This window comes from Peptococcaceae bacterium (genome assembly GCA_024655825.1).
Lineage (GTDB): Bacteria > Bacillota > Peptococcia > DRI-13 > PHAD01 > JANLFJ01.
The window spans coordinates 155,896-169,345 of record JANLFJ010000002.1 but is presented as its reverse complement, the minus strand read 5'-3'; the positions used below and the strand labels follow the sequence as shown (position 1 = coordinate 169,345).

The window sequence follows — 13,450 nt, the reverse complement described above, 5'->3', positions numbered from 1 at the left end:
GCTATGCATATAGATTTCTCAAAAGCCATGCATGACCTGATCATGAACACGGGTTTCCTGTCGCTCACCTGGCAGCAGCTTCTGATGATGCTCATTTCCTTCATACTCCTGTACTTGGCCATCGTCAAACAATTTGAACCGCTGCTGCTTTTGCCCATCGCCTTTGGGATGCTCCTGGCCAACCTGCCCAACACCGGCCTGATGGCCCCGCAGACGATCGGGGCCGACGGCAAGGTGCATCCCGGCGGGCTGCTTTACTACCTGTACCAGGGGGTCAAATTGGGAATATACCCGCCGCTGATCTTCATGGGCGTGGGGGCCATGACTGACTTCGGCCCGCTTATCGCCAACCCGAAAACCCTGCTTTTGGGGGCGGCCGCGCAGCTGGGCATATTCACCACCTTCCTCGGCGCCCTCTTTTTGGGGTTTACGCCTAAAGAGGCCGCTTCCATCGGGATCATCGGCGGCGCCGACGGGCCGACCGCCATCTACCTGACCTCCAAGCTGGCGCCGCACCTGCTGGGCGCGATAGCCATCGCAGCCTATTCATACATGGCCCTTGTCCCCATCATCCAGCCGCCGATCATGCGCCTGCTGACAACCAAAAAAATGCGCATGGTCGTCATGGAGCAGCTGCGTCCCGTGTCCAGGCTGGAAAAAATAGTCTTCCCGATCGCCGTGACGATTGTCGTTACCCTTCTGCTGCCGGACGCCGCGCCCCTGATCGGGATGCTCATGCTGGGCAACCTCTTCCGGGAAGCGGGCGTGGTCCAGCGTCTGAACGACACGGCCCAGAACGCGCTGATCAACATCGTCACCATCTTCCTGGCCACCACGGTCGGCGCCACGGCCAGCGCCGAAAACTTCCTGAACTTCCAGACCATCTCCATCATCTGCCTTGGGCTGGCGGCCTTCTGCATGGGCACAGCCGGCGGCGTAATCCTGGGCGACTTGATGTATTTCCTTTCGGGGGGCAAGGTCAACCCGCTCATCGGTTCAGCCGGCGTTTCGGCTGTTCCCATGGCGGCCCGCGTTTCCCAGGTGGTGGGCCAGAAGGACAACCCAAGGAATTTCCTGTTGATGCATGCCATGGGACCGAACGTGGCCGGGGTTATCGGTTCCGCCGTCGCCGCCGGCGTCCTGCTTTCCCTGTTCAAGTGACAGGCAAAACTACTCGCTTAAGGTGTTGACAGGAGTCGGCACCTTTTTGTTGTCCTAAAATGTCATAATGGTTGGGGATATTGGACCACCAGCCATATGCTTAATATTATTAAGAAAATATCCCAATTGAGAAAAATAATATCTTAGTAAAAGCAAAGATATTTACAATATTAAAGGTATTATGTAGAATAGCGTTAAAAAATAAGGAAGTTGAGGAGAGGGCAATATGGATAAGATCGACCTGAAAATTATACAGCTCTTAAAAGCAAACGGCAGGATGACCTGTTCGGAAATCAGCAAAAAGGTTCTCCTTTCGGTCCCGGCGGTGGCGGAGAGAATTCGCAAGCTGGAAGAAGAAAAAATAATCAGGCAGTTCACTGTCCGGTTGAACAGGAAAAAGCTGGACCTTAACCTTTTGGCTTTTGTCCTGGTTTCTCTTGATAAATCCGAATACGCCGGTGGTTTCAGGGAAACTGTGGCCAAAAGCGATTGGATCTTGGAATGCCACAATATTGCGGGAGAATACGATTACCTGTTGAAAGTGGTCGCGGAGAACACGGAAAAGCTGGAGATATACATTTCGCAGATCCTGAAGAAAACGGCCGGTGTAGCCAAAACCAATACGATTGTCGTACTTTCTACTCTAAAGGAAGAAATGTAGCATGTATATGAGAACCGCCGCATATTTGATCATTGCCCTCTTCTTTTTTGTTTACGCCTTGATTAATTATTATATCGGGCTGCGCGGGTGGCAGTACCTGGCCAGGTTTATACCCGGCCTGGGCCAGGCGACGTATTGGCTATTGTTTGGGCTGCTGGCTCTCTCTTACGTTATCGCCCGCCTGGGCAGCGGGGTTCTTCCCCATGCCGCCCGCTATCTGCTGACCCTGGCGGGCTCCTACTGGCTGGCGGCCATGTTTTACTTGCTGCAGATAATCTTCATTCTCGATCTTTTAAGGTTTCTTAACGGGTGGCTGCATTTTGTTCCTGCCGGCTGGCAGGAGAATCCGCGTTTTGCTCCGGCCGTGGGTGTTTTCGTGCTGGCGTTCACTTTTGCCGTCCTGGTTTACGGCACCTGGAACGCCCGCCATCCCCGCCTCCAGCATTATGAACTTAACATTGCCAAGCAGGCCGGGGGGCTGGAAGAACTGCGCGCGGTCATGGTATCCGACATACACCTGGGTGAAATCATTCATAACAGCCGTTTAAGCAAAATGGTGGAGACGGTCAACAGCTTACAGCCGGACATTATCCTGCTGCCGGGCGATATCATCGACGAAGACGTAGGCCCCTTTATCCAGCAGGACATGTCTTCCACTTTCCAGAAACTCAGGTCGAAATACGGGATTTTTGCCGTTCCGGGTAACCATGAGTACATCGGAAGACATATCGAAGCGGCTGTTCACAACCTGCAGCAGGCCGGAATCACGGTCTTGCGCGACGAGTGCGTCAAGGTGGCTGACAGTTTTTATATCGTAGGCCGTGATGAGGTTTCGCGTGCCCATTTTGCGTCCGGCTCAAAACCGAAGGAACTGGCGGAAATAATGGAAGGAGTGGACCGCAGGCTTCCCGTAATCCTCCTCAATCACCAGCCGCGCCAGCTTGACGAGGCGGCTGCCCAGGGAGTCGACCTGCAGCTTTCCGGCCATACTCACCGTGGACAGCTTTTTCCCAACGGCTTCATTACCCGGAGGATCTATGAAACCGATTGGGGTTACCTGCGCAAGGGGAACCTGCAGTTGATCGTCTCCTCCGGCTTCGGCACCTGGGGACCGCCTATCCGCACCGGCAACCGGCCGGAAATTGTGGAAATCGTTATTAAATTTTCTCCCCGCCGATAATTATTGACATATGTCCAAAACAGGTGTATGCTATTCCCGGTGCTACCTGCTAGAAGAAACATGACAAGGAGGATTCGATATGCCAGAATGCACAGGCAGCTGCAGCAGCTGTGAAGAAAAGGACCAGGGCCGTTGTACCGGCGAACAGCAGGGCAAGGCGTCCGGGCTTAACAACGTCAAACACGTGATAGCGGTGATGAGCGGGAAGGGAGGTGTAGGCAAGTCAACCGTAACGGCCCTTTTAGCTGTTGCCTACAGGAAAAGGGGATATAAAGTGGGCATACTGGATGCCGATATTACCGGGCCGAGCATACCAAAGCTTTTTGGTTTGAGTTCCGCTCCGCCGGTTACGGAATTGGGCATACTGCCCATCAGGAGCAGAAAGGGTATAGAAATAATATCCATAAACCTGCTGCTGCCCAGTGAGGACGAACCCGTCATCTGGCGCGGGCCCATAATCTCAGGAGCGATAAAGCAGTTCTGGGAGGAAGTCGTCTGGGGCGATTTGGATTACCTTTTCGTTGACCTGCCTCCAGGCACGGGAGACGCCCCTCTAACAGTGATGCAAACAATACCTTTAAATGGAGTGGTGGTGGTCACTTCTCCGCAGGACCTGGCGCAAATGGTTGTCCGCAAGGCGGTCAAAATGGCCGAAAAAATGAAGGTTCCCTTGCTGGGAATTGTGGAAAACATGAGCTACCTGGAATGCCCTGCCTGCAAGCAGAGGGTGTTTCCTTTCGGCGAGGGAAAGGCCGGCTTGATAAGCCAGGAATTCAAATTCCCGGTTGTGGGAACGCTTCCCCTGGAGCCGTCCGTCAGCAGCCTCGGGGATGAAGGCAGGATCGAGGAGTCGCCGGGAGCGGATTTGCTGGAAATAGATTTCCTGACGGAACAGGCGAACAAAAAACAGTAAATAAAAAAGCTGCCGGCGACCGGCGGCTTTTTACCGTTGAATGCGGAGAGGCTTTTACAAAACAGGGTAAAATGATAAGATACAGGTAGTGATGTGGGGAGGAAAATTATGTACAACGAAAAAATACTGGACCACTTCCTGAACCCGCGGAACCTTGGCGAGATGGATGATCCGGACGGGGTAGGCACCATGGGGGACCCTTCCTGCGGCGACTATATCAAGGTGTTCTTGAGGGTAAAAGAAGACAGGATTGTTGACATCAAATTCAAGATTGCAGGCTGCCCGGCTGCCGTTGCCTGCGGCAGCGCCATGACCGAACTGGCGAACGGCAAAACCATTGATGAAGCCTGCGAGATAACCGATGAAGACATACTCCATTACTTGGGCGGTCTTCCGGAAACCAAAGCGCATTGTTCCAACCTGGGGGCAGGAGCTTTGCAGAGAGCCATCCTGGATTACATCGTCAGATCCCTGCGTGACGACGATAATGTCAAAATAGTATAACCACGAAAGAGAGGGGTTTGCATGCCAAGGCCTCCAAAATGGCGACGCGTTGAATATGAACCGCAGGTCACTTATTTTAAGCCGGCCGGGGTCCCAAAGTGGCAGTTGGAAGAACTGGTTTTAGGTCTGGAAGAAGTTGAAGCCATACGACTGAAGGACCTGGAAGGACTGGAGCAGGAAGAAGGCGCCGAAAGGATGAACATCTCCAGGCCGACTTTTCAAAGGATCCTGACCACGGCCAGGGCCAAGCTGGCCGATGCCGTCATAAACGGCAAGGCCATTCGCATTGAAGGCGGAAATTACCGCCTGGCCGACCAGTGGCTGAAATGCGAAGCCTGCGGTTACAGGTTTGGCCCGCCTTTCGGAAGGCACGGTCACGGTCACGATTTGGTGAGGTGTCCCCGCTGCGGGGAAGAAACAGAGCGTAAAAATAATATAGATTAATGGTCGCAGACATTCTTGCCGGTTTGCAGCGTATTGTTGAGATAACTTTGGACGATTTCATCGGGGCTGGCTGCGGGAGCGCCGATGATTATTTTTATTCCCGCTTCTTCAAAAAGGTCCTGGGCCCGGCGCCCCATTCCCCCGGTAATAACCAGGTTGCTGCCCTGGCTTTTGATCCATGGGGGAAGCACTCCGGGCTGGTGAGGAGGCGGGGTGAGAAAGGTTTTCTTAATTATTCTTTTTTCTTTTTCATCCACTTCATAGAAGGCAAAAACCTCGCAGTGTCCAAAATGCATGCAGAGCTGGTTGTTTATAACAGGCAGGGCGATGATCATTTTTTTTCTCTCCTTTTTCATGTTTATGCCGGTTTACTGATTTAATAACGATTCAACCACTTTACCTAACTTTTGCAGTTCTAATGACGCCGGGGAACCGGGGTCGTATTCCAGAACGCTAATTCCCTGGACCTGGGCCCTGGTTACGGCGCCGTCATAGGGTATTTGACCCACTACTCTTGCTTCGATTTGCTCACATTTGTTCGTTATTGATGCAGAGATGCCGGGGTTGATGTCCCATTTGTTGATGCAGACAATGGCCGGGATGCGGAAATGCCTGGCCAGTTCCAGTACTCTTTCCAGGTCGTGTATTCCCGACACTGTCGGTTCGGTCACTACCAGGACCGTGCTGGCGCCGGAAATGGAAGCGATGACCGGGCAGCCTGTGCCCGGCGGTCCGTCCACAATGACAGCGCTGCGCTTTTCCGCATATGCCAGCGCGCGGGCCTGGGTTCTCACCTGGCTGACAAGTTTTCCGGAGTTTTCTTCGGCTATATCCAGCCTGGCGTGAACCATCGGGCCGTGGGGGGTCCGGGATACGAAGATGTGCCCGCACAGGTTGTCTTTCAGGTCGATGGCCCCTGCCGGGCAAAAGTAAGCGCACACGCCGCAGCCCTCGCAGGCAATGTTGTCTATGGCGTAATCATTACTGATGGCGGCAAAGCGGCACAGTTCCAGGCATTTTCCGCATTCGGCGCAGTTTTCACGGTTGATGCTGGCTGTTTTCCCGCTCCAGAACTCTTTTTTTTCCAGGATTTGCGGCTGCAGTACCAGATGGAGGTCGGCGGCATCCACGTCGCAGTCTGCCAGGACTTTATTATTCAACAGGCTGGCCAGCGCCGCCACTATGCTTGTTTTGCCGGTGCCGCCCTTGCCGCTGATAACTACCAGTTCCTTCAACATGGGATGACCTCCTTAAGCTGTAGGTAGAGCTTTTCGAATTTTTCCATATAGTGGGGGAGAGATTCCAGAACCAAGCGGCCGCGTGAATACATACTGGCGATTTCCCTGTCTTCCGGTATTTCCAGGATGATGGGGATTTTTTCATTCCGGCAGTATTCCCGTACTTTCTCGTCCCCGATGGTAGACCGGTTTATCCCCACGGCGAAAGGAAGGCCGAGCACGCGGACCATCTCTACCGCCAGCGACAGGTCGTTTAAACCAAAGGGGGTGGGTTCGGTGACCAAAAGGACAAAATCGCAGCCTTTAACAGCCTGGATAACGGGGCAGGAAGTTCCCGGCGGCGAGTCGATTATGTTGATTTGTCCATTTTGAGCGTGACTCTTCACCGCCCTGATGAGCGGCGGAGACATGGCTTCACCCACCCGCAGTTGGCCGTATACCGTTTTTATTTTTCCGCTGGTGCCGGTTTCTACTGTTCCTATCTCCCGTTCTTGCTCCGAAAGCGCCCCGGCGGGGCAGGCCAGAATGCAGCCGCCGCAGCCATGGCAGAGTTCAGGAAAGGTCAGGACTTTTCCCTTGATGCAGGCAATGGCTGCAAACTGGCAGATTTCCGAGCATTTTCCGCAGCCCGTACACTTATCGGGGTCAAGCGAAGGAACGGGCAGGATCACTTTCTTTGTTTCCAGGCAGACCGATTTTAGAAAAAGATGGCAGTTGGGCTCTTCCACATCGCAGTCCAGAAGCGCGACATCTTCTTTGGCGTGGTGTTGAAGATAAAAGGCAAGGTTCGTGGCGACGGTTGTTTTGCCGGTGCCGCCCTTACCGCTGGCTATGGCGATATTCATATATATTTAATCCTCCGGTTGATTCAGTTTAACGCTAATTTAGACCCAGTGGCCTTCAATATTGTTAGTCTCGGCTGTTGACAGCCGTCCTTGCTTGTACATGTTGATGGCTTCCTTTACGGTCATTCCCTCTGCCAGGCACACTTTCACGCCGGAGGCTTTAAGGACCTGGAAAGCTTTCGGTCCTACGTTTCCAGTGATTACTACGCCTGCGCCGGCATTGACGACATTTTGGGCCGACTGGATTCCGGCGCCCTGCGGGGAGTTGTAATTCTGCTTGTTGTCGATGCAGGTGCAGGTGTCGTTTTCCAGGTCATAGACGATAAAAAAGGGCGCCCGTCCGAACCTTTCGTCGAGGGGACTGTCAGGGTTTTCGCCCTTCGAGCTCACAGCTAACTTCATTTCATTCATCCTCCTGGTTTATTAAATGGTATTCTTGGGTGTTAATAAGCATATGCTCATTAGTAGTATAACATATATTATGGGCATATGTCCATAAAATTATTTAGCGAAATTTACTGTGATTGACTGTCTTATAATAATGCCGGCCGGGTTACCCCGGCCGGCTCCGGCATTAGAACCTGTTCCAGCGGCAAAAGCGGTTTTCCAAAAGGTCGACGAGCAAGTAGCTGGCGACTCCCAGCAGCCCCATGGCCAGTATTCCAGCGTACATCGCGGCGAATTCTCTTTTCTCCATGGTGTCAAGGATGAAATAGCCCAGGCCATCTGTGGAGGCAAAGGTTTCCGCCAAGAAGAGCACGGCGATGGCTGTACCCAGGCTGATCCTTAGGGACGTAAAGATATTCGGGAGGCAGGAAGGCCATACCAGGTGGCGGTATACCTGCCACCTGGTCGCATGCAGCGACTTCATGGAGAGGACCCACTGGGGGGCGATGTCTTTGGCGGCGTCACGGGCAGCCACAAGGATCTGGAAAAAGATGATGAGGGAAATAAGTAAAATTTTTGGGGAATCACCCAGTCCGAGCAGCACGACGATCAGCGGCAAAAAGACGGTTTTGGGCAGCGGGTACAGCAGGTAGATGACGGGAGAAACGAGCCTGTCCAGGGCGGGGTTTCTTCCTACGACAAGTCCCAGGGGAACCGCCAGGACAAAAGAGATAATGAGGCTGGCCAACACCCGGTAAACGCTGACCAGGAAATGACCAGGCAGGTTGCCGTGAAGGGTGCGGAAAAGGAGTTCCCTCATCACGGGGAAGGGCTGCGGGAAGAACGGTTTGTCAAGAATAAGCGATAAGAGGTGCCAGGACAGTACGACAAAGAGCAGGGCGGAGAGATAACCTCGCGTTTTACCGGACATGGTTACCCTCCTCCAGCAGGGAACGTACCGCGGAACACTGCCGGTAGAACCCGGCGGAGTTGCGTGCTATCCCTTCCTGTTCGCTGTTGCCCAGCACATGGAGCAGCCGCCCCGGGGCTGGTGAGAGCACGGCGATCTTATTTCCCAGGAAAACCGCTTCCTCGATGCTGTGCGTGACCAGGAACATGGTGAATCTTAAATCCTTCCACAGCTGCAGGAGTATCGCCTGCAGCTGCTCGCGGGTGAGGGCATCCAGCGCGGAAAAGGGTTCATCCATCAGGAGACAGGCGGGTTCCTGGGCTAATGCCCTAGCAATGGCTACTCTTTGCCTCTGCCCGCCCGACAGCTGGGCAGGAAATTTATGCCAGTGTTCCTCGATGCCCAGTATGGACAAAAACTGGAACACCTTTTCCCGCGCGGCCGGTTTTGGCATTTTTTTGACGGTCAGGCCCAGCAGGACATTTTCATAAACAGTCTTCCAGGGAAAAAGGCCGTAATCCTGCAGGATGAGAGCAGCTTCCGGCGCCGGGCCGCCAAGAGGGTCCCCCCGGAAAAGTATCCGCCCGCCTGTAGGCATGAGCAGCCCGGCCATCATCAGGAGCAGCGAACTTTTGCCGCTCCCCGAAGGTCCGATGAGAGACCATCTTTCTCCAGGGTTGATGGAGAGATTAATATCCGCCAGCGCTTCCGCAGGGGGGCGGTTTTTTGTTTTATAAGACAGCGAGACGTTGATCAGCTGGTACATGTCAGCTCTTTGCTCCGCTCCGCGGGATAAAAGCTGGTTCCACCAGTTCTTCGAAGGCGTATGGTTTTGCCAGCAGGCCTTTTCCCGCCATCCATTTCATGACTCTTTCCACCATTTCACTGGTAGGCAGCTGCAGGGGGGAGTAATGGGGAATGGCGTAGCTGTCTTCAAGGGGCTTAGGGATACGGGCTTTATCCAGGACCAGTTCCCTGTATTTTTGGGGATGCGAGTTGAGGTTTGCGCCGGCTTCCTGGTAAGTGCTTAATACTCCTTTCACCGCAGAGGGTTTTGTGTTCAACGTATCTTCTCGGAAGATGATCACGGTTTGGGACAGGTTGAGGCCAAGCCTGGTATCGTCAATGACCGCGCAGGCCCCTGATTTTTCGGCGAGCGCGGCCAGGGGGTCGGGCAGCAGGGCGGCCCGGACTTCTTTTCCAGCCAGCAGGGAATCGAGGCGAATACTGAGGTCCGGGATGTTTTGCAAGGAGATTTCGTTCTGTTTAAGGCCGGCAGCCGCCAGCATTTCTTCGGCCAGGTAATGAATAATGGTGTTGTATGAAACGGCGACAGGCACTCCCCGCAGCTGCCGCGGAGAGGTAATGCCGCTTTGCGGCGCGGAGAGGATGGCAAACCTTCCTTCCTCCGGGGCAGCTCCCAGGCCTAAAGCCACCACTTTTACGTGAGTTCCTCCTTTTTTGAAAAGGGCTGTCGCCAGCAGGTCGGCCAGGCCGCCGTCTATTTCACCCGCCTCCAAAGCGATGTCTCGCTCCCGGGCGCTGTTGAAAGTGACAAGTTCAACCTGCAGGCCGTATTTCTCGTAAAGTTTATCCTGTTCAGCGGCAAAAAAGGGAAGATTGTCCTCCACCCTGAGCAGTCCCAGTTTAATCATGTCCCGGTCCGCCTGCCTCTCCGGTCTGCTGCAGCCGGAAAGAAAAAGTTGGAGTGCCAGGATGAGAAGCAAACAGGCGAGTCTTTTTTTCAAGGTGTATACCTCCTCGGAGTTTAACGATTGTCGGCGCGTGGGGACGACGGGCGCCGGCGGAGCTTGCGGCTGGTTAAATTTTTCGCCAGGCGATCCTTGTAAGATGTTCTAATTTACTTTAACATTATTGTTGCGCGAAGCAAAGTATTAATAATTTTGTTTTTATTATGAGAAAGGATGGCCGCAAAAGATGAATATACCTTTCTTTTTGATTCCTAAGCAGGACGTGGTTTATCTTTCCTACCGGGCTTCGATGCGCCAGGCCATGGAAAAGATGGAGTACCACCGCTATTCTGCCGTTCCCCTGATTGATGACGAAGGAAAATATGTGGGAACCATTACGGAGGGAGACCTTCTGTGGAAAATGAAAAACACGCCGGGCTTAGTTTTTGAGAATACCCATAGAATACTTTTGACAGAAGTTCCCAGGCATAGGCAAAACAAAGCGGTGAACATCGATGCCAGGATGGAAGACCTGCTCAGCCTTGCCATCACCCAGAATTTCGTTCCGGTGGTGGATGACGAAGGGGTTTTTATCGGCATAGTAAGGCGGAGGGAAATCATCGAGTATTACACAGGCCGTATCCGCCAGGCAAAAAGAACAGGCGTTGACAATGACGGGTAATGTATTATACTTTAGCTAAGCGATTATCATATCCGGATTTTTTGGCGGCTTTTGACTGGTGTTTCATCCTGTGAGATTGGGAAGCAAGGAGGAGAAAAAATGCCGGAAAAGTCACTGTTGAGGATAAAGCTTGACTCGTTTCGGCCTCTTGGTGAAATTGTCTATGAGTCTTTGAGGGACGCGATTGTCAACCAGGTTCTCAAGCCTGGAGAGAGGCTGATGGAAACGGAACTGGCCGAGGAGATGGGCGTTAGCCGCACTCCTGTCAGGGAAGCCATTCGCAAGCTTGAACTGGAGGGTTACGTAGTTATGGTCCCGCGGAAAGGCGCTTATGTTGCCGGCCTTTCCATCAAAGACATCAACGAGGTTTTTGAAATAAGGGGAGCACTGGAGGCCTTGGCGGCAGGGTTAGCTGCCCAACGCGCCACGGAAGAAGAAATAGAAGAAATGGAGATCAGCCTGGCGCTGGAAGCAAGCCATTACGAAGCCAGCGACCTGTTAAAAACGATTGAGGTGGATACTAAATTCCACGAGCTTATTTTTAAGGCGTCAAAAAACAGCCGCCTGCAGGGCATGGTGAAGGAGCTGCGCGAGCAGGTGCAGAGGTTCAGAACAACCACCCTGGCGGTGCCCGGGCGCATGAAATTCGCCCTGGACGAGCACAGGCAGATCGTGGAGGCGATTGCCAGCCGCAACGTCGCGCTTGCCCAGAAAGCGGCCCGCCATCACATCGAAAGCGCGGAGGCTGCCTTGCTGGAGGTAATCAGTTACCAGAAATAGACGTATTTTTATAAAAGGGCTGGACCATCATAAAAGATGGGACAGCCCTTTTATGGTGCGCCCTTATTATTGTTAATATTTCATTTATTCATGTCGTTTAATGTTTTCGTAGGCCATGTTCACGTGATGGGATACTGCGGCTTCGGCCTTATCCGGGTCTCCTTCGTTAAAAGCGTCCAGGATAGCCCGGTGTTCGGCCAGGGTCTGGGAAATCCGGCTGGGCTTTTTCAACGATTCCAGCCTGGCCAGCTGCACGTACTGGTGCAGGTTGCACAGCGTAAGTTTGAGGATTTTGCTGCCTGAGGCTTCGTAGATTATTTCGTGGAATTTGTTGTCTAGGTCCGCCACTTCATCCACATCGCCGCGCTGCGCATAGAATTCCATCAGGTCGATGATCTTTTCCATCTCTTTTTTATCGTGAGCGGTGATTAGCTTTGCTCCCCAGCGGGCCGCCAGGCCTTCTATCAGCCGGCGGATAGCGTAGATGTCCTCCACGTCCTTTTTGGTTATTCCCAGGACCACCGCTCCCTTATTCGGGGTGATTTCCACCAGGCCTTCCAGTTCCAGAAGGCGAATAGCCTCGCGGATAGGGGTCCTGCTGACCCCCAGTTCCTCGGCCAGTTTCGATTCGACCAGGCTTTCCCCCGGACCATACTGTCCGGTTATGATCTGGGTTTTAATGTATTTAAAAACTTTATTTCGTAAAGAGGCATCGTGACCTAAAGCCAGTTCCGTGTCTTTAATCATCGTCATCCTCCCCAAGCACCTGGATAAGCCAGCTTTATTTTATAACACTGAAATCTAAAAGACAAGTTAAACCGTGCTGATGAATTCTCCCATGCGTTTTCCAGCTTCTTTCAGCCTGGCCTGCTCCTGGACCAGGCCAATCCTGACATACCCCTCGCCGCATTCGCCGAACGCTGTGCCGGGAACGACGGCCACGCCTTTTTCCGTAAGCAGCCGGCTGGAAAAATCACCGGCGGAGGTAAAAGATGGGGGGAGCTTAGCCCAGACAAACATGGAAGCCCTAGGCTTGTTGACATTCCACCCGTATTTGGCCAGCTCGTCGAGGAGAGTGTCTCTTCTTCGCTGGTAGGCCAGGGCGTTCTGCCTGACACATTCGTTTGAACCGCTGAGGGCGGCTGCCGCCGCCATTTGCACAGGGCGAAAGATTCCGTAGTCTATGTTGCTTTTTACCAGCCGCAAGGCGTCAATCACTTCTTCGTTGCCGACGATAAAACCTAGACGGCAGCCGGCAAGATTAAAAGTTTTAGAAATGGAATGGAACTCTACTCCCACCTCTTTGGCGCCCTCGATTTCCATAAAACTTACATTTTTGAATCCGTCGTAAGAGAGTTCGGAATAGGCAAAGTCGTGGCAAACGATGATCCCGTTTTCCAGGGCGAAGGATACGGCTTCTTGGAAAAATTCCCTTGTTGCCGTAGCTGCCAGCGGGTTGCTGGGGTAATTGATGACCATGACCTTGGCCTTCCGGCGCACGGTTTCCGGAATACGAGAAAAATCCGGCAGGTAGCCGTTGTTCTCCGCAAGAGGCATGGGATAAAGCTCTGCACCCGCGAGCAGGGGACCGCTGCTGTAAATAGGGTAGCCGGGGTCGGGGACAAGCACAATGTCACCGGGGTCAACCGTGGCCCAGAATATGTGGGACAGCCCGTCCTGGGAGCCCATCAGTGAAAGCACTTCCCGGTCGGGGTCGAGGGAAACACCGTAGTTCTTTTTATACCAGCCGGTAATGGCCTCTTTCAGCGGAGGGATGCCTTCGGTCAGTGTGTAGCCGTAATTTTTGTCATCGTTCACGGCTTTAAGCAAGACCTCTTTGACGTGGGGCGGAGGCGGCATGTCTGGGCTGCCCACGCTCAGGTCGATAACGTCTTTACCTGCAGCTTTCACCTGGTCCTTCAGCATGCTGATTTTGGAGAAGATTCCGGGCTGCAGCCTTTTTAGCCTGTCGGCGATGATCATTTTTTGTCTCTCCTTAATTGTTTGGTATTTTTTTGCGGGTCTTATTCAATTATACCGTATTTATTTATAAA

The 13,450-nt window shown here is 53.1% G+C and carries 17 protein-coding genes; 8 read left to right on the top strand and 9 right to left on the bottom strand.

Annotated features, from left to right (window positions below; genetic code table 11):
• The first annotated feature begins 3 nt into the window (after nt 1-3).
• The 6 genes from NUV48_01725 (at nt 4) to NUV48_01700 (ending at nt 4,863) form a co-directional block, all read left to right on the top strand.
• Nucleotides 4-1,161, top strand: a complete 1,158-nt coding sequence (locus NUV48_01725; GenBank protein ID MCR4440857.1) for a sodium ion-translocating decarboxylase subunit beta — start codon at nt 4-6, stop codon at nt 1,159-1,161.
• A 226-nt stretch (nt 1,162-1,387) separates the two neighbouring features.
• Complete coding sequence (locus tag NUV48_01720; protein MCR4440856.1) at nt 1,388-1,822, top strand: Lrp/AsnC family transcriptional regulator; 435 nt, start codon at nt 1,388-1,390, stop codon at nt 1,820-1,822.
• Between the two features lies 1 nt (nt 1,823).
• Entirely contained in the window at nt 1,824-3,002 is a 1,179-nt protein-coding gene (locus NUV48_01715; protein ID MCR4440855.1) for a metallophosphoesterase, read from the top strand.
• 79 nt (nt 3,003-3,081) lie between these two features.
• Entirely contained in the window at nt 3,082-3,915 is an 834-nt protein-coding gene (locus NUV48_01710; GenBank protein ID MCR4440854.1) for an Mrp/NBP35 family ATP-binding protein, read from the top strand.
• 108 nt (nt 3,916-4,023) lie between these two features.
• Nucleotides 4,024-4,419 carry an iron-sulfur cluster assembly scaffold protein gene (locus NUV48_01705; GenBank protein MCR4440853.1) on the top strand — a complete coding sequence of 132 codons (396 nt, stop codon included), beginning with the start codon at nt 4,024-4,026 and terminating at the stop codon, nt 4,417-4,419.
• 21 nt (nt 4,420-4,440) lie between these two features.
• Nucleotides 4,441-4,863, top strand: coding sequence for a DUF134 domain-containing protein (locus tag NUV48_01700; protein ID MCR4440852.1), 423 nt, complete (start codon nt 4,441-4,443; stop codon nt 4,861-4,863).
• On the opposite strand, the gene NUV48_01695 is transcribed toward NUV48_01700, so the two are convergent.
• The 7 genes from NUV48_01695 to NUV48_01665 all read right to left on the bottom strand — a co-directional run bounded on the left by NUV48_01695 (nt 4,860) and on the right by NUV48_01665 (nt 9,991).
• Complete coding sequence (locus NUV48_01695) at nt 4,860-5,198, bottom strand: NifB/NifX family molybdenum-iron cluster-binding protein (GenBank protein ID MCR4440851.1); 339 nt, start codon at nt 5,196-5,198, stop codon at nt 4,860-4,862. The two genes, NUV48_01700 and NUV48_01695, sit on opposite strands and share 4 nt — an antisense overlap.
• A 33-nt stretch (nt 5,199-5,231) precedes the next feature.
• The gene (locus NUV48_01690) at nt 5,232-6,101 is read right to left on the bottom strand and encodes a (4Fe-4S)-binding protein (GenBank protein MCR4440850.1); all 870 of its coding nucleotides are present in this window, start codon (nt 6,099-6,101) and stop codon (nt 5,232-5,234) included.
• Nucleotides 6,095-6,946, bottom strand: a complete 852-nt coding sequence (locus tag NUV48_01685) for an ATP-binding protein (protein ID MCR4440849.1) — start codon at nt 6,944-6,946, stop codon at nt 6,095-6,097. The genes NUV48_01690 and NUV48_01685 overlap by 7 nt, the downstream gene beginning before the upstream one ends.
• 39 nt (nt 6,947-6,985) lie before the next feature.
• Nucleotides 6,986-7,348 (bottom strand): NifB/NifX family molybdenum-iron cluster-binding protein, encoded by a 363-nt coding sequence (locus NUV48_01680; protein ID MCR4440848.1) that lies wholly within the window; start codon nt 7,346-7,348, stop codon nt 6,986-6,988.
• A 172-nt stretch (nt 7,349-7,520) separates the two neighbouring features.
• Nucleotides 7,521-8,264 carry an ABC transporter permease gene (locus NUV48_01675; GenBank protein ID MCR4440847.1) on the bottom strand — a complete coding sequence of 248 codons (744 nt, stop codon included), beginning with the start codon at nt 8,262-8,264 and terminating at the stop codon, nt 7,521-7,523.
• Nucleotides 8,254-9,009, bottom strand: a complete 756-nt coding sequence (locus tag NUV48_01670; protein MCR4440846.1) for an ABC transporter ATP-binding protein — start codon at nt 9,007-9,009, stop codon at nt 8,254-8,256. Before NUV48_01670 ends, NUV48_01675 begins: the two co-directional genes overlap by 11 nt.
• Before the next feature lies 1 nt (nt 9,010).
• Nucleotides 9,011-9,991: a MetQ/NlpA family ABC transporter substrate-binding protein gene (locus NUV48_01665; protein MCR4440845.1), complete on the bottom strand. Its 981-nt coding sequence runs from the start codon at nt 9,989-9,991 to the stop codon at nt 9,011-9,013.
• Between the two features lie 190 nt (nt 9,992-10,181).
• On the opposite strand from NUV48_01665, the gene NUV48_01660 reads away from it, so the two are divergent.
• Nucleotides 10,182-10,616: a CBS domain-containing protein gene (locus NUV48_01660; protein ID MCR4440844.1), complete on the top strand. Its 435-nt coding sequence runs from the start codon at nt 10,182-10,184 to the stop codon at nt 10,614-10,616.
• A gap of 99 nt (nt 10,617-10,715) precedes the next feature.
• Nucleotides 10,716-11,396, top strand: coding sequence for a GntR family transcriptional regulator (locus tag NUV48_01655; protein MCR4440843.1), 681 nt, complete (start codon nt 10,716-10,718; stop codon nt 11,394-11,396).
• A gap of 84 nt (nt 11,397-11,480) precedes the next feature.
• Here the strand turns inward: NUV48_01655 and NUV48_01650 are convergent, their stop codons facing one another.
• Both NUV48_01650 and NUV48_01645 read right to left on the bottom strand, forming a co-directional pair.
• On the bottom strand, nt 11,481-12,143 hold the full coding sequence (locus NUV48_01650) for a GntR family transcriptional regulator (GenBank protein MCR4440842.1): 663 nt from the start codon (nt 12,141-12,143) through the stop codon (nt 11,481-11,483).
• 66 nt (nt 12,144-12,209) lie between these two features.
• Nucleotides 12,210-13,379 (bottom strand): aminotransferase class I/II-fold pyridoxal phosphate-dependent enzyme, encoded by a 1,170-nt coding sequence (locus NUV48_01645; GenBank protein ID MCR4440841.1) that lies wholly within the window; start codon nt 13,377-13,379, stop codon nt 12,210-12,212.
• Between the last annotated feature and the right edge of the window lie 71 nt (nt 13,380-13,450).

Bases quoted from the DNA above. Each gene is read 5' to 3' on its own strand.
- NUV48_01725 (MCR4440857.1), top strand. From the start codon at position 4: ATGCATATAGATTTCTCAAAAGCCATGCATGACCTGATCATGAACACG.
- NUV48_01720 (MCR4440856.1), top strand. From the start codon at position 1,388: ATGGATAAGATCGACCTGAAAATTATACAGCTCTTAAAAGCAAACGGC.
- NUV48_01715 (MCR4440855.1), top strand. From the start codon at position 1,824: ATGTATATGAGAACCGCCGCATATTTGATCATTGCCCTCTTCTTTTTT.
- NUV48_01710 (MCR4440854.1), top strand. From the start codon at position 3,082: ATGCCAGAATGCACAGGCAGCTGCAGCAGCTGTGAAGAAAAGGACCAG.
- NUV48_01705 (MCR4440853.1), top strand. From the start codon at position 4,024: ATGTACAACGAAAAAATACTGGACCACTTCCTGAACCCGCGGAACCTT.
- NUV48_01700 (MCR4440852.1), top strand. From the start codon at position 4,441: ATGCCAAGGCCTCCAAAATGGCGACGCGTTGAATATGAACCGCAGGTC.
- NUV48_01695 (MCR4440851.1), bottom strand. From the start codon at position 5,198: ATGATCATCGCCCTGCCTGTTATAAACAACCAGCTCTGCATGCATTTT.
- NUV48_01690 (MCR4440850.1), bottom strand. From the start codon at position 6,101: ATGTTGAAGGAACTGGTAGTTATCAGCGGCAAGGGCGGCACCGGCAAA.
- NUV48_01685 (MCR4440849.1), bottom strand. From the start codon at position 6,946: ATGAATATCGCCATAGCCAGCGGTAAGGGCGGCACCGGCAAAACAACC.
- NUV48_01680 (MCR4440848.1), bottom strand. From the start codon at position 7,348: ATGAAGTTAGCTGTGAGCTCGAAGGGCGAAAACCCTGACAGTCCCCTC.
- NUV48_01675 (MCR4440847.1), bottom strand. From the start codon at position 8,264: ATGTCCGGTAAAACGCGAGGTTATCTCTCCGCCCTGCTCTTTGTCGTA.
- NUV48_01670 (MCR4440846.1), bottom strand. From the start codon at position 9,009: ATGTACCAGCTGATCAACGTCTCGCTGTCTTATAAAACAAAAAACCGC.
- NUV48_01660 (MCR4440844.1), top strand. From the start codon at position 10,182: ATGAATATACCTTTCTTTTTGATTCCTAAGCAGGACGTGGTTTATCTT.
- NUV48_01655 (MCR4440843.1), top strand. From the start codon at position 10,716: ATGCCGGAAAAGTCACTGTTGAGGATAAAGCTTGACTCGTTTCGGCCT.
- NUV48_01650 (MCR4440842.1), bottom strand. From the start codon at position 12,143: ATGATTAAAGACACGGAACTGGCTTTAGGTCACGATGCCTCTTTACGA.
- NUV48_01645 (MCR4440841.1), bottom strand. From the start codon at position 13,379: ATGATCATCGCCGACAGGCTAAAAAGGCTGCAGCCCGGAATCTTCTCC.